At 67.3% G+C, this 18,145-nt stretch carries 18 protein-coding genes; 5 read left to right on the forward strand and 13 right to left on the reverse strand.

Annotated elements, in window-relative coordinates; genetic code table 11:
• Positions 1-468 precede the first annotated feature (468 nt).
• On the reverse strand, positions 469-687 hold the full coding sequence (locus CBM2588_RS23285) for a hypothetical protein (protein ID WP_115682693.1): 219 nt from the start codon (positions 685-687) through the stop codon (positions 469-471).
• 127 nt (positions 688-814) lie between these two features.
• Entirely contained in the window at positions 815-1,738 is a 924-nt protein-coding gene (locus CBM2588_RS23290) for a LysR family transcriptional regulator (protein WP_115682694.1), read from the reverse strand.
• Positions 1,739-2,050: 312 nt separating this feature from the next.
• On the opposite strand from CBM2588_RS23290, the gene CBM2588_RS23295 reads away from it, so the two are divergent.
• Positions 2,051-2,992: a LysR family transcriptional regulator gene (locus tag CBM2588_RS23295; protein ID WP_115682695.1), complete on the forward strand. Its 942-nt coding sequence runs from the start codon at positions 2,051-2,053 to the stop codon at positions 2,990-2,992.
• A 116-nt stretch (positions 2,993-3,108) separates the two neighbouring features.
• On the forward strand, positions 3,109-3,414 hold the full coding sequence (locus tag CBM2588_RS23300) for a hypothetical protein (RefSeq protein WP_012356314.1): 306 nt from the start codon (positions 3,109-3,111) through the stop codon (positions 3,412-3,414).
• A 54-nt stretch (positions 3,415-3,468) separates the two neighbouring features.
• Here CBM2588_RS23300 and CBM2588_RS23305 read toward each other — a convergent pair whose 3' ends face one another.
• Together CBM2588_RS23305 and CBM2588_RS23310 are read right to left on the reverse strand one after the other, a co-directional pair.
• Complete coding sequence (locus CBM2588_RS23305) at positions 3,469-3,927, reverse strand: DUF2269 family protein (RefSeq protein ID WP_115682696.1); 459 nt, start codon at positions 3,925-3,927, stop codon at positions 3,469-3,471.
• The gene (locus CBM2588_RS23310) at positions 3,909-5,186 is read right to left on the reverse strand and encodes an SDR family oxidoreductase (RefSeq protein ID WP_231942248.1); all 1,278 of its coding nucleotides are present in this window, start codon (positions 5,184-5,186) and stop codon (positions 3,909-3,911) included. Before CBM2588_RS23310 ends, CBM2588_RS23305 begins: the two co-directional genes overlap by 19 nt.
• 12 nt (positions 5,187-5,198) lie before the next feature.
• On the opposite strand from CBM2588_RS23310, the gene CBM2588_RS23315 reads away from it, so the two are divergent.
• Positions 5,199-5,753 (forward strand): hypothetical protein, encoded by a 555-nt coding sequence (locus tag CBM2588_RS23315; protein WP_231942249.1) that lies wholly within the window; start codon positions 5,199-5,201, stop codon positions 5,751-5,753.
• Between the two features lie 291 nt (positions 5,754-6,044).
• Positions 6,045-6,944: a manganese catalase family protein gene (locus tag CBM2588_RS23320; RefSeq protein WP_115682699.1), complete on the forward strand. Its 900-nt coding sequence runs from the start codon at positions 6,045-6,047 to the stop codon at positions 6,942-6,944.
• A gap of 51 nt (positions 6,945-6,995) precedes the next feature.
• Here CBM2588_RS23320 and CBM2588_RS23325 read toward each other — a convergent pair whose 3' ends face one another.
• Positions 6,996-8,276 (reverse strand): Nramp family divalent metal transporter, encoded by a 1,281-nt coding sequence (locus CBM2588_RS23325; protein WP_115682700.1) that lies wholly within the window; start codon positions 8,274-8,276, stop codon positions 6,996-6,998.
• 19 nt (positions 8,277-8,295) lie between these two features.
• Entirely contained in the window at positions 8,296-8,421 is a 126-nt protein-coding gene (locus CBM2588_RS31395) for a hypothetical protein (protein WP_269462437.1), read from the reverse strand.
• Between the two features lie 178 nt (positions 8,422-8,599).
• Here CBM2588_RS31395 and CBM2588_RS23330 point away from each other — a divergent pair, with 178 nt between their 5' ends.
• Positions 8,600-8,737, forward strand: a complete 138-nt coding sequence (locus CBM2588_RS23330) for a hypothetical protein (RefSeq protein ID WP_231942250.1) — start codon at positions 8,600-8,602, stop codon at positions 8,735-8,737.
• 56 nt (positions 8,738-8,793) lie between these two features.
• On the opposite strand, the gene CBM2588_RS23335 is transcribed toward CBM2588_RS23330, so the two are convergent.
• The 7 genes from CBM2588_RS23335 to frc (CBM2588_RS23365) all read right to left on the reverse strand — a co-directional run bounded on the left by CBM2588_RS23335 (position 8,794) and on the right by frc (CBM2588_RS23365) (position 18,037).
• Positions 8,794-9,231 (reverse strand): PAS domain-containing protein, encoded by a 438-nt coding sequence (locus tag CBM2588_RS23335; RefSeq protein WP_115682701.1) that lies wholly within the window; start codon positions 9,229-9,231, stop codon positions 8,794-8,796.
• 157 nt (positions 9,232-9,388) lie between these two features.
• Positions 9,389-10,639: a formyl-CoA transferase gene (frc, locus tag CBM2588_RS23340; protein ID WP_115682702.1), complete on the reverse strand. Its 1,251-nt coding sequence runs from the start codon at positions 10,637-10,639 to the stop codon at positions 9,389-9,391.
• A gap of 40 nt (positions 10,640-10,679) precedes the next feature.
• A complete protein-coding gene (oxc, locus tag CBM2588_RS23345) occupies positions 10,680-12,419 on the reverse strand; it encodes an oxalyl-CoA decarboxylase (RefSeq protein ID WP_115682703.1) in 1,740 nt (579 codons plus the stop codon).
• A 436-nt stretch (positions 12,420-12,855) separates the two neighbouring features.
• Positions 12,856-14,253 carry a Re/Si-specific NAD(P)(+) transhydrogenase subunit beta gene (gene pntB, locus CBM2588_RS23350; protein ID WP_115682704.1) on the reverse strand — a complete coding sequence of 466 codons (1,398 nt, stop codon included), beginning with the start codon at positions 14,251-14,253 and terminating at the stop codon, positions 12,856-12,858.
• A gap of 16 nt (positions 14,254-14,269) precedes the next feature.
• On the reverse strand, positions 14,270-15,829 hold the full coding sequence (locus tag CBM2588_RS23355) for a Re/Si-specific NAD(P)(+) transhydrogenase subunit alpha (RefSeq protein WP_115682705.1): 1,560 nt from the start codon (positions 15,827-15,829) through the stop codon (positions 14,270-14,272).
• A 36-nt stretch (positions 15,830-15,865) separates the two neighbouring features.
• Positions 15,866-16,648 (reverse strand): fumarylacetoacetate hydrolase family protein, encoded by a 783-nt coding sequence (locus tag CBM2588_RS23360; RefSeq protein ID WP_115682706.1) that lies wholly within the window; start codon positions 16,646-16,648, stop codon positions 15,866-15,868.
• Positions 16,649-16,804: 156 nt separating this feature from the next.
• A complete protein-coding gene (frc, locus tag CBM2588_RS23365; protein WP_115682707.1) occupies positions 16,805-18,037 on the reverse strand; it encodes a formyl-CoA transferase in 1,233 nt (410 codons plus the stop codon).
• Positions 18,038-18,145 lie beyond the last annotated feature (108 nt).

Raw genomic sequence — 18,145 nt, forward strand, 5'->3', positions numbered from 1 at the left:
ATGCAACCGCATTACCTGGTGCCGTAGCCGTCACGGAACGCCCGCGACTGGTGCGCAAGCGGAATCAATGACAGTTCCGGCAGCATCAAGAGTCCTTGGAAATCAAGCAGTTGCCTTGCGGCGGGTCATAAATCGGCCAGCGCACGGCAACCGCAAGCATGCCGGGGATCTCGCCATCGAAAAACCGGGAAAACGATCAGTTCGGGAAAGTCCCTAGATGCAGACATGGATGTCCGGCCGTGTCCGTATCGATATGGAATGTCGGGGAATCCACGCGGGGCACGCAGGGTGCCGATGGTTGACGGCGCGCAAGCAGGCGCCGAGGCGTTCGCTCCTGCGAACCGGGGGAAGAGAACGAAGGGAGGTAAGGAGAATGGCGGCCGTACTCGCCGTGATAGTCGCAAGGGATGCCGGCCGCTACAGCCCTTGCCTTCAGCGCTTCAGCGCGAACGCGCCGTGCGCCCGGCCTCAGGCATAGGCGAGTTCACCAGCGGCGGGCACGATGCGCGGCGCGCTGGCGCGGCCTACGCCGTCGCTGTGCTGGTCCGAGCCCAGCCCAGCGAAGCGGCCATGGTCCTGCGCGGTGACCAGCACATCCATGGGCAGGCGCGTGGCCAGCAGCGTGGTCACGCCCACACCGACAGCAATCAGGGCCAGGCCCAGGGCGACGAGAAGAGCGACTTCCATTTGAAAACTCCAGTAGCGTTGTGATCAGGAGTTTTCATTATATGCTGCGCCGCACTATGTGTAAATATCCTGTATGTAATATATCAATAGAGCGTGTGCACTAATCCAACACTCTTCTCGCCTCTCCTCAAACCGTCGTCGCTTCGCGCCTGCGGACAGGCGGCTCCTGGTATTCCTGGCCGCGCAAGGCATCCCAGATCGCGGCAGCGTTGGGCTTGAGCGACCGGCTCTTGCGCCGCACCAGCATCACCGTCGACGTCACCTGCGGCCGCAGCGGCCGCATCACGGCTGCCGGATGCATGCCCCCGGCCTGCGCCCGCGACGGCAGCACGCCGATGCCAAGGCCCAGCGCCACCATGCCGAACACCGCAGCGAAATGGCCCAGCAACTGCAGCGAGCCCGCGCGCACCTGATAGCTGCTGAGCGCCTTTTCCACCACGGGCTGCACACCGCATTGCTGGTCCAGCGTCAGCACGCTGGCATCGCACAGGTCGCCCCAGCCTACGGTGTCGTGCTGGGCCAGCGGATGCTTGGCGGGCAGCACGGCGTGATAGGCGTCGACGCACAACGGTTCGCAATACAGGTCGTCGCCGGCGCGCGGATCGGTGGCGATGCCGAAGTCGACCTCGCCGCTGCGCACGCTCTGCAGCACCGATTCCTGCGGGCGGTCCTTCAGGTGGATGGCGATCGCCGGCCACGCCTGCCGGCAACCGGCCAGCCAGGTCGGCAGCGACATCGAGCTCAGCACCGGGTCCGACGCGATCTGCACCAGGCCCTGGCATGGCCGGCTGGCGCTCTGGCTGTCGCGCAGGGTCTGCTCCACTTCGTCGATCAGGTGGCAGATGCGCTGGGACAAGTGCTGGCCGGCGTCGGTCAGCTCCACCTGGCGCGTGGTGCGGTCGAACAGGCGCTGGTCGATCTCTTCTTCCAGCTCGCGCACGCTGCGGCTGACCGCGGATTGCGTCAGGCCCAGTTCGACCGCGGCGCGGGTAAAGCTCTTGTGCCGCGCCACCGCGGCAAAGGCCTTCAGTTGCGGGAGCGAGATATTCATGGCCTGCCCCCCTGCCCCGCGCCGGCATGGCTGAGGCGAACCCTGTCTTCGGGCATGGCACGGCGCTGCGGGGGCCGCGCGGCTGCGTTCGGTCCGGTCACGATAGTCTCCTTGGTGTTGATCGTGGCTGTGGGCAGCCATCGTTGTTTTTTTGGCCATGCTGGTGGCCGGCGGCTGGCTCCAGCGCTGCTGGAGTGCCGGATTCGGACGGGACATGCAAAGCTGACGATTGATGCTACTTGAATCTAAGATCAGCACTGCATAAAGTTTTTTATCGTTTATATAGCCGATCGTTTATAGGACGGGAGCAGGATGAAGAACGCCACGCTGCGGCAGCTGAAGGTCTTCGAGACCGTAGCCCGCCATATGAGCTTTTCCCGCGCCGCCGAGGAACTGCACCTGACCCAGCCCGCGGTATCGACCCAGGTGCGGCAACTGGAGCACCACGTGGGGCTGCCGCTGTTCGAGCAGCTCGGCAAGAAGATCTACCTGACGCCGGCGGGCCATGAAATGCTGCATTACAGCCGCAGCATCATCCAGCAGTTCCGCGAGGCCGAAGACGCCATGTCACAGCTCAAGGGCATTTCCGGCGGCCGCCTCAACGTCGCGGTAATCAGCGCCGGCGACTATTTCTTTCCGCGGCTGCTGGCCGAGTTCATGGACCGCCACGAGGGCGTGACGCTGAACCTGGCCGTGCACAACCGCGAGGAGCTGCTGCACCAACTGGCCGGCAACCTGACCGACCTCGCCGTGATGGTGCGCCCGCCCGAGGGCATGGACACCATCAACGAGGCCTTCGCCCCGCACCCTTACGTGATCGTCGCCGCGCCCAGCCACCCGCTGGTGGGCGCGCGCAATATCCCCCTGGCCGAACTGGCCGACGAAGCCTTTGTCTCGCGCGAGAAAGGCTCGGACACCTGGAACTCGATGCAGGAAGGCTTTGCCGGCCGGCTGTCGAACCTGCGCATCGCCATGGAAATCAAGAGCACCGAGACCATCAAGCAGGCGGTGATCGCCAATATGGGCATTGCCTTCCTGTCGGCCCATACCGTGGGACTGGAGCTGCAGGCCGGCAAGCTCGCCGTGCTCGATATCGAAGGCTTTCCGGTGATGCTCAACTGGTACGTGGTGCACCGCAAGAACAAGCGGCTGCCGCCGGTGGCGCTGGCGTTCAAGCAGTTCTTGATGGAAGAAGGCGCAGACCTGATCCAGACCATCACGGGTGTGGAAGGGCTGATCCGCCAGGACGCCTGAAGGCATCCATAAACGATAACTTATGATTTCTCTATGAAACTTTAATTATCGTAAATTGTTCGCCGTCCCTATGCTTGTCTCAACCCAACTGCCAGCGCGCATCCGAGGAGACCAGCATGAACCCAGCCCAGCAGGAAAGCCGCCACGCCGCCATCACGGTCGGCGCCGACAACCAGCCGATCCCGCGCGAGACCCAGCTCGCGGCGTATAACGCGGCCTTCATCGAACTGGGGCTGCGCTTCCGCTGGGACGCCGCCATGTATGAATGGCTGTGCGGCATCGAATGCGAAAAGGGACGCGTGGCCCGCTATATCGAGGAACACCACCCTCACCTGCTGGCCGCCTACGACGCCGCGTTCCTGAGCGGGCTGATCTTCGAGAAAAAGAACGAGTACCTGCGCGCGGTCGGCCACCTCAACTGAGCGGCCCGATCGGTTCACGGCGAGGCGCGCGACAGCCGCCTCGCCGTTTTTTGTTCAACTGATCTTGGCCACCATCAGGTAGAAGATGGCAAGGAACGAGAACAGCGCCGGAAAGCCCAGGCCGAACCACCACCAGAACAGGCGCCAGTAGACACGCGGCAGCTGGGGCCCGGTGCAATCCAGCGCCACGTCGCGCATGCGCTTCTGCAGCCAGACCACCGGCAGCCAGCAGGCAATGGCGACGGCGTAAAGCACCACCGACCACTTCAGCCACGGCACCGACCACGAGAACCCGGCCATCTTCACCAGTGCATAGCCGGTCAGCGGCTGCAGGATGGCGGTGGAGGCCGTGAAGATCCAGTCGGCGATCACCACCATGCGCGCGGTCGCGGCGACGGTGCGGACATTGCGCGTCAGCGTCGCGCCGACCAGGTAGAAGGCGCTGCCGACGCCGGTGCCGAACAGGAAGGTGGCCGACATGATATGCAGCCATTTCAGCGTGACGTAGTCCATGCCCGCTCCTCGGTCAGGTGCAGCCACCACAGCACGGCCAGCATCGGCACGTTCTTGCTGAGCGGGCCATACGGATGCAGCCAGTATTCCGGCAGGCGCACGCTGATGATGGCGGTGTAGCCCAGGATCAGCGCGATCTGCGCCAGCCACAGCCAGCGCGGGCGCCGCGGCAGCACGCACAGCACGCCGAAGGCCAGGTCGAGCAGCGCCGCGCCATAGAGCGCGAGCGGCTGCAGCGCAGGCGGCACGCCCGCGCGCGCCAGCAGCGCATAGCTGTCGGCCACCGGGTACAGGCCCAGCGAAACCGCCGCGGTGACGATCCACACAAAGGCCAGGCTCCAGCGCAGCAGCGGATGCATCCAGCGCTGCAGTGCCTGCGCGCGCAACGCGCCGCGCAGTCCCGGCGGGATGAAGGCATGCGCCGCCTGCGGCGAGCGCCCGAGCACGCGCGCCAGTCCGGACGGATCGGCCACGCTGCCCTGGTCCAGCATGGTCAGCGCATCGCGCCCGAGCACGCCGCCGGTGGCGCGTTCGGCCAGCGGCATCACCGCGCGGGCCAGCGCGCGCGGCAACGGCAACAGCCAGGCCTTGCCGCGCAAACCCATGCCATGCCGCAACGCCTGCAGGTAGCCGGCCAGCGGCATCGGCGCCGGCCCCACCAGCGCCAGCCGGCCGGAGCGCCAGGGCGCTGCGCCGCCCCATCCGGCAAGCAAGGCCACGATGGCCTGCGCCACATCGTCGACATGGACCGGCTGCACCGGCTGCCTGCCGCCGCCGGGCAATGCCAGGCAGGGCAGCGTCGCCAGCGCGCAGAACAGCTGCGCACTGGTGCCGTCGGCACCGAACACCAGCGACGGCTGCAGCACCACGGCATCGATGGGCAGGCCGAGCAGGTGCTGGTCGGCCGCGCGCTTGCTGCGATGGAAGTCGGTCAGCGCGTGTTCGTCGGCACCCAGCGCCGACATCTGCACCACCAGCCGCACGCGCTGCCGCAGGCAGGCATCGAACAGCGCCTGCGGCGCCGCGCGGTGCAGCACGTCAAAGCGCTGCGTGGCGGTCTCGCGGAAGATGCCGACCAGGTTGACCACCGCATCGATGTCGGCCAGCACCGGCGCCCAGTCCGCCGCCGTCATCCGCGCGAAATCGACGGCACGAAATTCGCTTGCCGCGCAGGCATGGCCGCTGTGCGGCGCTTCGGGTGCATCGTGCGCGGGCACGCGCCGCACCCCCGCTATCACATGGAATCCTCGATCCAGCATTGCGGCACAGGCATGCCGGCCGATAAAGCCGCTGGCCCCGAGCACCAGCACGCGCTGGATGCGGTCACCGTGCTGCGCCGGGCCGCGGTCTCGGGCACTTGCGCCAGCCTGTTGTCGACCGGCATGCTCGCCTGCGGCGGCAGCGTCGACTGCGGCAGCGCGTTCGCGCCCGTCAACGCCGTCAGCCACTGGATCTGGGGCGATCGGGCCATTCACACCAACCGGCCGTCGGTGCGGCATACCGTGCTGGGCTATGTCATCCATCATGCGATGTCGGTGTTCTGGGCGGCGTTCTACGAAGGCGCGATGGCGGTGGGCGGCACACATGGCGATGTCCATGCCAGCGCGCGTCCTGCCGCATCCCCCACGGCGCCGACGCGCGTGCTCGGCGGCCTCGCGATTGCCGGCATTGCGTGCTTCGTCGACCTGAAGTGCACGCCCCATCGCCTCACCCCTGGCTTCGAGCGCCGGCTGTCGCCCGGCATGCTGGCGCTGGTCTACGTCGCCTTCGGTCTGGCGTTGCCGCTGGGCGCGATGCTGCTGCGGCACGCCGGAAAGCGCGCCTGATTCCGGCCCCAGCCCACGGTCTTTGTCCGCGTTGCTGCTGCACGCAGCGCTAGTAAATTTCACACGCCTCTCCCGCTTTTTACCGTTCCCGTCGCGCCGCGCGGGTCTTTGCGCTGCGCCCGGCAACGCGCTGTATCAGCCGTGCAAGCTCCACGCCACCGCCCCCGGCCGGATGGTGGCAGCCGGGCATGATCGTTGCGGCCGCGAGCCCCCGGTCGGTCCGTCGCCTCCACACCGCCTGACTCGACCGCTGCGACACGCCGCCCGCTCACCTCTACCGGAGAATCCACCATGTTCATGCACAACAAGCGACTGCAGTACACCGTGCGCGTCTCGCGTCCCGATCCCGGCCTGGCCAACCTGCTGCTGGAGCAGTTCGGCGGCCCGCAGGGCGAACTGGCCGCGGCATGCCGCTATTTCACGCAGGCCCTGGCCGAGGAAGATCCGGGCCGCAAGGACATGCTGCTCGATATCGCCACGGAGGAACTGAGCCACCTGGAGGTGATCGGCTCGATCATCGCCATGCTCAACCGCGGCGCCAAGGGCGAGCTGGCCGAAGGCCTGGACCAGGAAGCCGAGCTCTACCGCTCGCTGCAGGGCGCGGGCAACGACAGCCACGTGACGCAGGTGCTGTTCGGCGGCGGGCCGGCGCTGGTCAATTCGGCTGGCGTGCCGTGGACGGCCGCCTATGTCGACACCATCGGCGAGCCCACCGCCGACCTGCGCTCCAACATCGCCGCCGAGGCGCGCGCCAAGATCATCTACGAGCGGCTGATGAACGTGACCGACGATCCCAGCGTGCAGGAGGCGCTGGGCTTCCTGATGACGCGCGAGATCTCGCACCAGAAGTCGTTCGAGAAGGCGCTGTATTCGATCACGCCCAACTTCCCGCCGGGCAAGACGCCGGGCGATCCGCAGTTCGCCAACGTCTACTTCAAGATGTCGCAGGGCGAGGCGATGCGCGGGCCATGGAATGCGGACCGCAACTTCGTCTTCGTCGAAAGCCCGACGCCCGCGGTGGATGGCGGCGATGGCACCGCCCAGGTCGACCTGCCCGCCGAGCAGCAGGACACGCTGGAGGCGTTTGCAATGCGCGGCGCGTCCGACCCGCAGAGCGATCCTGTGACCGGCGCCGAACTGGGATCGGGCGAGGCCGAAGCCGACGACCTGCAGCAGAACCCGCAGCCCTGACATGCGCGTCGGGTCCGGCACGCTATGGCCGAACTACGCACTACGTCGGCACTACGGCCGCCACGCCGTCAGCGTCATCGCCACCATCGCCACGTTCATGGCGACGATGATGCCGACGGCCAGCGTGGCCAGCACGAACACCGGGCGCGAATTGGCGTAGCGGCCCATCAGCCTGCGGTCGCTGGTAAAGCGCAGCAACGGGATCGCGGCGAACGGCAGCTGCAGGCTCAGCATCACCTGGCTGACCAGCAGCAGCTGCGCCATGCCGCGCTCGGCAAACAGGATGGCGACCACCAGCGCCGGCACGATCGCCACGCAGCGTGTCAGCAGGCGGCGCGCCCACGGCGGCAGCCGCGTGCGGATAAAGCCTTCCATCACCACCTGCCCCGCCAGCGTGGCGGTCACGGCCGAGCACTGCCCGGACGCCAGCAGCGCGACGCCAAATACCACGCTGGCCCAGGTGGCACCGGTGAGCGGACTGAGCAGGCGATAGGCGTCCTGGATCTCCGCCACATCGGTGCGGCCGGCCGCATGGAACACCCCGGCGGCGGTGACCAGGATCGCACTGTTGATGACGAAGGCAACCGCGAGCGCCGTGACCGTATCGAGGGCGATATAGCGCAGCGCGCGTTCGGTGCCCTGCCGGTCCGCGTGCGGCAGGCGCGTCTTGACCACGGCGGAGTGCAGGTACAGGTTGTGCGGCATCACCGTGGCGCCAATGATGCCGGTTGCGATATACAGCGCGCCGGCGTCGCCCAGCACCGCCATGCGCGGCACCAGGCCCGCGGCCAGGTCCGGCCACGCGGGCTGCGCCAGCGCCAGCATCAGCAGGAAGCAGCCCAGCACCAGCACCACCATGCTGATGACGAAGACTTCCAGGCGCCGATAGCCGCGCTGCTGCAGCACCAGCACCAGCAGCACGTCGAGCACCGTCAGCGCCACGCCCCACGGCAGCGGCAGCCCGAACAGCAGGTTCAGCGCAATCGCGGTGCCAATCACTTCGGCCAGGTCAGCGGCGCAGATCGCCACCTCGCACAGCACCCATTGTGACCACGCCGACAGCGGCGACGCGTGCCGCCGGCACGCCTGCGCCAGGTCCAGCCCGCTGACCAGGCCAAGGCGGCTGGCCATGACCTGCAGCAGCATGGCCATGGCGCTGGCCATCGCCACCACCCACAGCAGGCGATAGCCGTAGGCCGAGCCACCGGCAAGATCGGTGGCCCAGTTGCCGGGGTCCATATAGCCGACCGCGACCAGGTAGCCGGGTCCGGCAAAACGCGCGAAATCGCGCCATGCGTAGGCCGGCGGCGCGGCGGCCAGTTCGGGAGGCATCAGCGCACGGCCAGCGGCGCTACATCGGGGGCGGCAGCAGCCGCGCCAGCATGGAGGCGGCCCCCGCCGCGACGATGAACAGGCCCAGTGCCAGGCGCACGGGATGGCAGCGCCAGCGCCGCCAGAACCAGCCGTCTCGATCCATCGCCGTCCTCCCGGTGGGCCGGACCACTGCGGTGCCGGCAGACTGGCGCAGCGCAAGGATCGTTCCCGCGCGGCAAAGCCCGCCACGCGCTCGCCGCGGCGCACGCGGCGCGCCGCGTGGTAATTCCGGCGCTGCGGCGGTCAGCGGACTTGCAAGCTTTACGCGCGGGAGCGCCGGCGTGCGCGGGCTGGAAAGCCTGCTCGAGGCCGGCATGCGGCAGGGACTGATGGCGCCGCACAACCCGCGGCTGGTGTCCGAAGCGATCCTCGGCGCCGCTCACCGCCTGCGCAGCCAGCAGTTCCTGAAGGCGGGTTAATTCAGGGCAAAGCTAGCCGCGCAACGGTGTCCGGCGTCACGCAAGCCGCGGTCGCCTCAGACCTGTTCCTTGACCTGGTTCTCCAGCTCCACCAGCCGCTTCTTCAGCGCCCGCTCCTCCTGGAAGCGCGCGGTCTCGTCGCGGATCACCGCGACGATGCCGGTCACGGCACCGGCATCGTCCTTGAGCAGCGCCACGGTGAAGGCGATCGACAACGTCTTGCCGTCCTTGTCGACCGCCGGGACCTTCAGAAGGTCATGGCCGTAGCGCGTGATGCCGGTCGCCATGGTCTTGTCGTAGCCTTCCCAATGCCGCCCGCGCAGGCGCTCGGGGATGATCAGGTCCAGCGACTGCCCCATGGCCTCGGCCTCGGTGAAGCCGAACATGCGCTCGGCCGCGGGGTTCCACAGCGTGATGGCGCCCTTGGCGTCGGAGATGATGATGGCGTCGCCGATGGCGGACACCAGTTGCGCGTAGTCGATCTGCTCTGTCATGGGGATTCCCTCTCGTCATCTGCAAACGGCGGCAGCCTGGAGCCCGCCGGTGCCATCAAGGTAGCGTGCCACAGCGCGGCGCCACAAGCAAAAACGCCGGAGCCCGCTGTGCGCGCGGCCCCGGCGTCGGCGCCGGCACGGGTGCCGGCGGTCGGCTTCAGATCACCTGGGACTCGCGCAGGCGCTTGATGTCTTCCGCGCCGTAGCCCAGGCCGGCCAGCACCTCTTCGCTATGCTCGCCCAGCAGCGGCGAACCCGTGATTTCCGGCTTGAGGTCGGAGAACTTGATCGGGCTGCCCACCGTCAGGTAGCTGCCGCGCTCCTTGTGCGGCACCTCGGTGATGCTGCCGCTGGCGCGCAGCGACGGGTCGGCGGCAATCTCCTTCATCGACAGCACCGGCGAGCACGGGATGTCGAACTTGCGCAGGATGTCGACCGCCTCGTACTTGGTCTTGTCGGCCAGCCATTCCTCGATGGTGTTGAAGATATCGAAGATATGCGGCTGGCGCGCCTTGGCGGTGGCGTAGTTGGGGTCGGCTATCCATTCCGGCTTGCCCAGCGCCTTGCAGATCGGTTCCCAGGCATGGCCCTGGATGGTGAAGTAGATATAGGCGTTGGGATCGGTCTCCCAGCCCTTGCACTTCAGCACCCAGCCCGGCTGGCCGCCGCCGCCCGCGTTGCCGCCGCGCGGCACCACGTCGCTGAAGGTGCCGTGCGGGTACTGCGGGTACTCTTCCAGGTAGCCCAGGCGGTCCAGGCGCTGCTGGTCGCGCAGCTTGACGCGGCACAGGTTCAGCACCGCATCCTGCATCGACACCGCCACCTTCTGGCCCTTGCCGGTCTTGTCGCGGCCGATCAGCGCGGTCAGGATGCCGATGGCCAGGTGCATGCCGGTGTTGGAATCGCCCAGCGCCGCCGCGGACACCGTGGGCGGGCCATCCCAGAAGCCGGTGGTCGAGGCCGCGCCGCCGGCGCATTGGGCCACGTTCTCGTAGACCTTCAGGTCTTCATAGTGGTGGCCGTCGCTGAAGCCCTTGACCGAGGCCACGATCATCTTCGGGTTGAGCTCGTTGATGCGCTCCCACGAAAAGCCCATGCGGTCGAGCGCGCCCGGGCCGAAGTTCTCCACCAGCACGTCCGACTCGCGGATCAGCTGCTCCAGGATCTTCTTGCCTTCCGGCTTCTTCGTGTCCAGCGTGAGCGAACGCTTGTTGCTGTTGAGCATGGTGAAGTACAGCGCGTCGACATCCGGGATGTCGCGCAGCTGGGTGCGCGTCACGTCGCCGGAACCCGGGCGCTCCACCTTGATCACGTCGGCGCCGAACCATGCCAGCAGCTGGGTGCAGGCGGGACCGGCCTGGACGTGCGTGAAGTCGATGATCTTGATGCCGTTGAGTGGGAGGTTCACGTTCGTCTCCTATTGGATTAGGGGGTGAAATTCGGGTGGATTACTTCTTGGCCGAGCTTTGCGGATTCAGGTTGGTCAGGCGGCCGCTTTCGGTGCCGGCTGCCGGATCGATGACGGCGTTGACCAGCGTCGGCCTGCCCGAGCGCAGCGCTTCGTTCACCGCGGCCTCGAGTTCCGCCGGCGTGGTGACGTTGGCACCGACACCGCCGAAGGCTTCCATCATCTTGTCGTAGCGCGCGCCCGGGACGAAGGTCGTGACCGCGGGGTCGGCGCCGCCGGTGGGGTTCTTGTCGATGCCCTTGTAGACGCCGTTGTTGTTGAAGATGACGATGCAGACCGGCAGGTTGTAGCGGCAGATGGTCTCGACTTCCATGCCCGAGAAACCGAAGGCACTGTCGCCGCACAGCGCCAGCACCGGCTTGCCGGTCTCGACCGCGGCGGCCACCGCGTAGCCCATGCCCACGCCCATCACGCCCCAGGTGCCCACGTCCAGGCGCTTGCGCGGCTCGTACATGTCGATCACGGCACGGGCGTAGTCCAGCGTGTTGGCGCCTTCGTTGACGAACGAGATGCCCGGGTTGGCCTTGACCACGTCCTTCAGCACGCCCAGCGCGCCGTGGAAGTTCATCGGTGCGGCATCCCTGGCCTTGGCCAGGGTCTCGGCCATCTTGGCCAGGTTGGTGTCCCGGCGGTCCGCCACCGCGTTCAGCCAGTCGGCGCCCGGCTTGGCGAAGTCATTGCCGATCTTGTCGAGCAGCGCCGTTACGCACGAGCCGATATCACCGACCACCGGCGCGGCGATGGCGACATTGCTGTCCATCTCGGTCGGCGCGATGTCGACCTGGATGAATTGCTTGGGCTTGCCCCAGGTCTTGCCCTTGCCGTGGGACAGCAGCCAGTTCAGGCGGGCGCCGATCAGCAGCACCACGTCGGCTTCGGCCAGCACATAGGAGCGCGCCGCCGAGGCCGACTGCGGATGCGTATCGGGCAGCAGGCCCTTGGCCATCGACATCGGCAGGTACGGGATGCCGGTCTTCTCGACCAGCTTGCGCAGGTCCGCCTCGGCGCGTGCGTAGGCGGCACCCTTGCCGATCAGGATCAGCGGGCGCTTGGCGGTCTTCAGCAGCGCGACCGCACGCTCGACCGAGTCGGGTGCGGGCAGCTGGCGCGGCGCCGGGTCCACCACCTTGATCAGCGACTGCTTGCCCTTTTCGGCTTCAAGCGACTGCCCCAGCAGCTTGGCCGGCAGGTCCAGGTACACGCCGCCCGGGCGGCCCGACACGGCGGCGCGAATCGCACGCGCGACGCCGACGCCGATGTCCTCCGCGTGCAGCACGCGGAACGCCGCCTTGGCGTGCGGACGGGCGATGGCCAGCTGGTCCATCTCTTCGTAGTCACCCTGCTGCAGGTCGACGATCTCGCGCTCGCTCGAGCCGCTGATCAGGATCATCGGGAAGCAGTTGGTGGTGGCATGCGCCAGTGCCGTCAGCCCGTTCAGGAAGCCCGGCGCGGAGACGGTCAGGCAAACGCCCGGCTTCTGCGTCAGGAAGCCCGCAATCGCCGCGGCGTTGCCGGCATTCTGCTCGTGGCGGAAGCTGATGACGCGCATGCCGTTGGCCTGCGCCAGACGGGCCAGATCGGTGACCGGGATGCCGGGCAGGCCGTAGATGTTTTCGATGCCGTTCAGCTTCAGCGCGTCGATGACCAGATGAAAACCATCGGTTTGTGCCTGATGTTCTTCCGCGGCGTGACGCTGCAGCTCGTTTCCGACTTCTGCCATGGTTGCTTCCTTCTATGCAGATTGACTGGGGTGGGAATTTTTGTGACTCAGGCTGCCGCGGGAGTGCTCGGGGCCCGCTTCGCTACGACTTCCGACATGCTTGGTCTCCTTTTGGACTTGTGTTCGTGGTGCGCGGGGCTGTGCCCTGCTTCGGTCGGTGCCGGCTCGGTTCGACCGGTCTTGATGACATACGGTATGTGATATATCAGAGAACGGCAAGTTATTTTCCACCTCTTCGACCAACTTTCGTCAGTGCACCGCAGCAAACCAGGCTGGATCTGCGCGTAAATCAGCGGAATTCCTCAATCCACGCCAATTATTCGCGTTTCTCACTAATGCAGACGTTCGATTTGAAATTGCCTTAAAAGGCGATTTCAGCCAGCAGATATATCACATACAACGTTCCAGCCAGCTGACGGAACGGCTACAGCGCCACTCAGGCCGGTACTTCCTCCAGCTGCCGCAGCAGCGCATCGACACTGCCCTTGGCATCGCCAAACCACATGCGCGTGTTGTCCTTGTAGAACAGCGGGTTGTCCACGCCCGCGTAGCCCGCCGCCATGCTGCGCTTGGACACCACCACGGTCTTGGCCTTCCACACCTCCAGCACCGGCATGCCGGCAATCGGGCTGGCCGGGTCTTCCAGCGCTCCCGGGTTGACGATGTCGTTGGCGCCGACCACCAGCACCACGTCAGCCTTCTCGAAGTCGTCGTTGATCTCTTCCATTTCCAGCACGATGTCGTAAGGCACCCGCGCCTCGGCCAGCAGCACGTTCATGTGCCCCGGCAGGCGGCCGGCGACGGGATGGATGCCGAAGCGGACATTGACTCCCTGTGCGCGCAGCCGCCGCGCGATCTCGCTGATGGTGCCCTGCGCCTGCGCCACCGCCATGCCGTAGCCCGGCACGATGATGACCTCGTTGGCGTCCTTGAGCAGGCTGCTGACTTCCTCGCTCGACACCGGCAGCACCTCGCCCTGCTCGGCCGCCGCGCCCTGGGCCTGCACCGCGCCGAAGCCGCCCAGGATCACCGACAGGAACTTGCGGTTCATGGCCTTGCACATGATGTAGCTGAGGATGGCGCCGCTCGACCCCACCAGCGCGCCGGTAATGATCAGCAGGTCGTTGCCCAGCATGAAGCCGGTCGCCGCCGCCGCCCAGCCGGAGTAGCTGTTGAGCATCGACACCACCACCGGCATGTCGGCGCCGCCGATCGCCAGCACCAGGTGCGCGCCGACCAGCAGCGCGACCACCGTCATCGCCGCCAGCGGCACCAGCCCCTGCTGCGGGTCCGGCGCACTGAGGAAGGCATAGCCCAGCCACACGCACACCAGCAGCGCGCCGGCGTTGAGGACGTGTCGCCCCGGCAGCAGCATCGGCTTGCCGCCCATGGTGCCCTGCAGCTTCAGGAAGGCGATGATCGATCCGGTAAAGGTGACCGCGCCGATCAGGATGCCGAGGTAGGTCTCGACCTCATGGATCGCCTTTTCGGCGCCGGCCAGCGTGGTCGGTTCCAGGTAGTTGGCATAGCCGACCAGCACCGCGGCCAGGCCGACGAAGCTGTGCAGCACCGCCACCAGCTGCGGCATCTGCGTCATCTCCACGCGCCGGGCCAGCATGGCCCCGGCAATGCCCCCCACCGCCATCGCGACGATGATGATGGCGATGCCGTCGGGACTGCCCGCCAGCACCGTGGTCATGACCGCGATCACCATGCCGGCGATGCCGAGCATGTTGCCGCGCCGGGCGGTGGCAGGATGGCTCAGCCCGCTCAGGCTGAGGATAAACAGCGCACTGGCGGCGAGGTAAGCGATATTGCTGATTCCGGATGGCATGGTTCTCTCCCTGGCCTTAGTCGCGCTGGAACATCTTCAGCATGCGCTGCGTCACCAGGAAGCCCCCGGCGATATTGATGGTGGCCACCAGCACCGCGCAGCCGGCGATCACCGCCGTCAGCAGCGACGGCTTGCCCAGCTGCACCAGCGCCCCCACCACGATGATCCCGCTGATGGCATTGGTCACGCTCATCAGCGGCGTGTGCAGCGCCGCGGTCACGTTCCACACCACCTGGTAGCCGACGAAGATCGCCAGCACGAACACCGTGAAATGCGCCATGAACGCCGGCGGCGCGACCGCCCCAAGTCCGAGCAGCGCAGCAACCGCCAGTGCCAGGGCAATCAGCGTCGTGCCGGTGCGGCTGCGCGGCGGCGCGGCTTCGGCCGGCGCCGGGACCGCCGCCGGCGCCTGCTGCTGCGGCACCGCCACCGTCAGCGGCGGTGGCGGCCAGGTCACCGCGCCCTGGTGCAGCACGGTCGCGCCGCGGATCATCTCGTCGTCCATGTCCACCACCAGCTGGCCGTCCTTGCCCGGCGTCAGCTCGCTCAGCAGGTGGCGGATATTGGTGCCATAGAGCTGGCTCGCCTGCGCCGCCATGCGGCTGGGCAGGTCGGTGTAGCCGATGATGGTGACGCCGTCGCGGCGCACGCTTTCGCCGGGCACGGTCAGCACGCAGTTGCCGCCCTGCTCGGCGGCCAGGTCGACCACCACGCTGCCGGCGCGCATCAGCCCGACGGTGCCGGCCTCCAGCAGCCTGGGCGCCGGCTTGCCCGGGATCAGCGCGGTGGTGATGATGATGTCGACCTCGCGCGCCTGCTCGGCAAAGAGGCGCATCTCCGCTTCGATGAAGGCCGGGCTCATTTCCTTGGCATAGCCGCCGCTGCCGCTGCCATCTTCTTCGATCTCGACCGTGAGGAACTCCGCGCCCAGGCTCTCGATCTGCTGGCGCACCACCGGCCGCGTATCGAAGGCGCGCACCACCGCTCCCAGGCTGCGCGCCGCGCCGATCGCCGCCAGCCCCGCCACGCCCGCGCCGATCACCAGCACCCGCGCCGGCGGGATCTTGCCGGCGGCGGTGATCTGCCCGGCGAAGGGCCGGCCGAAAGCGTGCGCGGCTTCGATCACCGCGCGGTAGCCGGCCATATTGGCCATCGAGCTGAGCGCATCCAGCTTCTGCGCGCGCGAGATGCGCGGCACGCAGTCCATCGCCAGCACCGTGGCGCCGCGCTGCGCCAGGCGCTCGAGCATCGGCATCTGCTGCGCCGGCCAGACAAAGCCGATCAGCGTGGCGTGCTTCTTCAGGAGCGCGGCTTCTTCCACGCCCAGGCTGGGGTGGACCTGCGGCGGGCGCACCTTGACCACCACGTCGACCGAAGCCCACAGGCTGGCCGCGTCGACGATGGCGGCGCCGGCGGCGCGGTAGTCGTCGTCCGAGAACGACGCTTCCAGCCCGGCGCCGGTCTCCACTACCACCTGGTAGCCGAGCTTGAGCAGTTCCTTGACCGAGTCCGGGGTGGCGGCAACGCGCCGCTCGCCCGGGTGGACCTCGCGCGGCACACCGATCGTCATTGGCATGGCATTCACCGTTTCAGGAAAGGAATGGGCGCCGGCTCAGCCGCGCACGTGGTTGACCAGCGAGCCGATGCCGGCGATCGACACCTCGACCACGGCGCCGTCCTTCATCGAACCCACGCCCAGCGAAGTGCCCACGGCAATCACATCGCCCGGCATCAGCGTCAGGTCCTGCGAGATGCGGCTGACCTGTTCCTCTGGCGAGAAGATCATGTCCGACAGCGGATAGTTCTGCCGCTCCACCCCGTCCAGCCGCGTGACCACGCTGGCGCCCTTCCAGGGGAAGCCGGTGACGATGGCCGGGCCGATGCAGCCGAAGGTGTCGAAGCCCTTGGCGCGGGTCCATTGCGGGAAATTGGGATCGGCCGTGATCAGCTCGGCCGCGGTCACGTCGTTGACGATGGTGTAGCCGAAGATATGCGCGCCGGCCTCCGCTACCGTCACGTTGCGCGCCTTCTTGCCGATGACGATGCCCAGCTCGCCCTCGTAGACGATCTTGCCGTCATAGCTCTTGGGGCGCTGCACGGCGTCGTTGGGCCCGGCCAGCGACGAGGCTGGCTTGATCAGGAACAGCGGGTGCGTCGGCACCGGCTTCTCAAGCTTGCGCGCCAGCGCGTGGAAGTTGTTCCACAGCGCCACCACCTTGCCCGGCGCGCACGGTGCCAGCAGCGTCAGCGCGGCGCGGTCGTGCACGGCGCCGGTGGGCCTGGGGTTGTCAAAGCCGTCGCGGTCATATTCCACGACGCGGTTGGGGTTGGCCTCATCCAGGCGGCCATGGCCGATGCTGCCGTCGGCGCGGCGGAAACGAATCCAGGTTTGCACAGCATGCTCCTTGCGCGGGCAAAGCGAGGCCCCGCCTGCGCCGATGTCGGTTCAGGGATCTTCGGAAAAGGGGTAGGCATGACGGCGCGCGGCCGCCGCGGGTCATTCCCGCACGCGCGGGAATGACGGGAATGACATCAGGCCGGGCTCATGCGCTCATACCGCGCCGGCCAGCTTCATCGCGGCGATCTGCGCCGGGGTGCGGCCGAGCCACTCGAGGATCTCCTCGGTGTGCTCGCCCAGCAGCGGCGAGCGTTCCACCTGCACCGGCGAGGCCGACAGCGTGATCGGGCAGCCAAGCTGCACGTAGTTGCCGCGCTGCGGATGCTCCAGTTCCACCAGGTAGCCGCGCTGGTACAGCGACTCGTCCTCGATCAGGTCCTTCATCGACAGGATCGGGCCGCACGGCACATCGACCTCGTTCAGCGCCGCCATCACCTCGAACTTGCTGAGGCTGCGCGTCCATTTCTCGATCACGGCGAAGCAGTCGGCCAGGTGCTTGAGGCGCGCTTCCGGCGTGGCGTAGTCCGGGTTGGTGATCAGATCCTCGCGCCCGCACAGGCGCATCAGCGGCTCCCAGCCCTGCGGCTGGATGATGACGTAGACATAGTCGTTGGGACCGCCCGGGGCGCAGCGCAGCGCCGCGCCCGGCTGCCCGCCGCCCGACGCATTGCCCGCGCGCGGCACGTGGTCGCCGAACTCCTGGTTGGGATACTCGCGCAGCGGGCCGTTGGCCAGGCGCTGCTGGTCGCGCAGCTTGACCCGGCACAGGTTCAGCACCGCGTCCTGCATCGCCACTTCCACGCGCTGGCCGCGGCCGGTGTGCTCGCGATGCAGCAGCGCGGCCAGGATGCCGACCACGGCATGCACACCGGTGCCGGAGTCGCCGATCTGCGCGCCGGTCACCGTGGGCACGCCGTCGGCGTCGCCGGTGGTCGAAGCCGAGCCGCCCATGCACTGCGCCACGTTCTCATAGGCCTTGCAGTCCGCGTACGGGCCCGGGCCAAAGCCCTTGATCGAGGCGTAGACCAGTCGCGGATTCAGGTCCTGCATGTGGTCCCAGTCGAAGCCCGCGCGCGCCAGCACGCCCGGGCCGAAGTTCTCGATCAGCACGTCGCTGCGCTGGATCAGGTCTTCGAGCAGGGCCTTGCCTTCGGGCGTCTTCATGTTCAGCGTCAGGCTGCGCTTGTTGGAGTTCAGCATGGTGAAGTACAGGCTGTCGGCGTTCGGCACGTCGCGCAACTGGCTGCGCGTAATGTCGCCGCGTCCCGGCATCTCCACCTTGATCACGTCCGCGCCCAGCCACGCCATCAACTGCGTCGCCGACGGGCCCGCCTGGACGTGGGTCATGTCCAGGATGCGCACTCCTTGCAGGGCTTTGGTTTCCATTGCGAAGGGTCTCCTCTTCCGCTATTTGTAGTCTCTGATGACATACGGTATGTGATATATCAGAAGAGAGCAAGAGGAGTTTGGCGCTTCCGGCGTAAATATCGACGA

Origin of the sequence: Cupriavidus taiwanensis (genome assembly GCF_900250075.1) — a bacterium.
In the GTDB taxonomy this organism is placed as follows: domain Bacteria; phylum Pseudomonadota; class Gammaproteobacteria; order Burkholderiales; family Burkholderiaceae; genus Cupriavidus; species Cupriavidus taiwanensis_C.

What these genes read in the sequence shown, in the direction of transcription:
- CBM2588_RS23315 (WP_231942249.1), top strand. Translation starts at nt 5,199, where the DNA reads ATGCCGGCCGATAAAGCCGCTGGCCCCGAGCACCAGCACGCGCTGGAT.
- CBM2588_RS23290 (WP_115682694.1), bottom strand. Translation starts at nt 1,738, where the DNA reads ATGAATATCTCGCTCCCGCAACTGAAGGCCTTTGCCGCGGTGGCGCGG.
- CBM2588_RS23335 (WP_115682701.1), bottom strand. Translation starts at nt 9,231, where the DNA reads ATGACAGAGCAGATCGACTACGCGCAACTGGTGTCCGCCATCGGCGAC.
- CBM2588_RS31395 (WP_269462437.1), bottom strand. Translation starts at nt 8,421, where the DNA reads ATGGATCGAGACGGCTGGTTCTGGCGGCGCTGGCGCTGCCATCCCGTG.
- CBM2588_RS23305 (WP_115682696.1), bottom strand. Translation starts at nt 3,927, where the DNA reads ATGGACTACGTCACGCTGAAATGGCTGCATATCATGTCGGCCACCTTC.
- oxc (WP_115682703.1), bottom strand. Translation starts at nt 12,419, where the DNA reads ATGGCAGAAGTCGGAAACGAGCTGCAGCGTCACGCCGCGGAAGAACAT.
- CBM2588_RS23295 (WP_115682695.1), top strand. Translation starts at nt 2,051, where the DNA reads ATGAAGAACGCCACGCTGCGGCAGCTGAAGGTCTTCGAGACCGTAGCC.
- pntB (WP_115682704.1), bottom strand. Translation starts at nt 14,253, where the DNA reads ATGCCATCCGGAATCAGCAATATCGCTTACCTCGCCGCCAGTGCGCTG.
- CBM2588_RS23285 (WP_115682693.1), bottom strand. Translation starts at nt 687, where the DNA reads ATGGAAGTCGCTCTTCTCGTCGCCCTGGGCCTGGCCCTGATTGCTGTC.
- CBM2588_RS23310 (WP_231942248.1), bottom strand. Translation starts at nt 5,186, where the DNA reads ATGCTGGATCGAGGATTCCATGTGATAGCGGGGGTGCGGCGCGTGCCC.
- CBM2588_RS23320 (WP_115682699.1), top strand. Translation starts at nt 6,045, where the DNA reads ATGTTCATGCACAACAAGCGACTGCAGTACACCGTGCGCGTCTCGCGT.
- CBM2588_RS23355 (WP_115682705.1), bottom strand. Translation starts at nt 15,829, where the DNA reads ATGCCAATGACGATCGGTGTGCCGCGCGAGGTCCACCCGGGCGAGCGG.
- frc (WP_115682707.1), bottom strand. Translation starts at nt 18,037, where the DNA reads ATGGAAACCAAAGCCCTGCAAGGAGTGCGCATCCTGGACATGACCCAC.
- CBM2588_RS23300 (WP_012356314.1), top strand. Translation starts at nt 3,109, where the DNA reads ATGAACCCAGCCCAGCAGGAAAGCCGCCACGCCGCCATCACGGTCGGC.
- CBM2588_RS23325 (WP_115682700.1), bottom strand. Translation starts at nt 8,276, where the DNA reads ATGCCTCCCGAACTGGCCGCCGCGCCGCCGGCCTACGCATGGCGCGAT.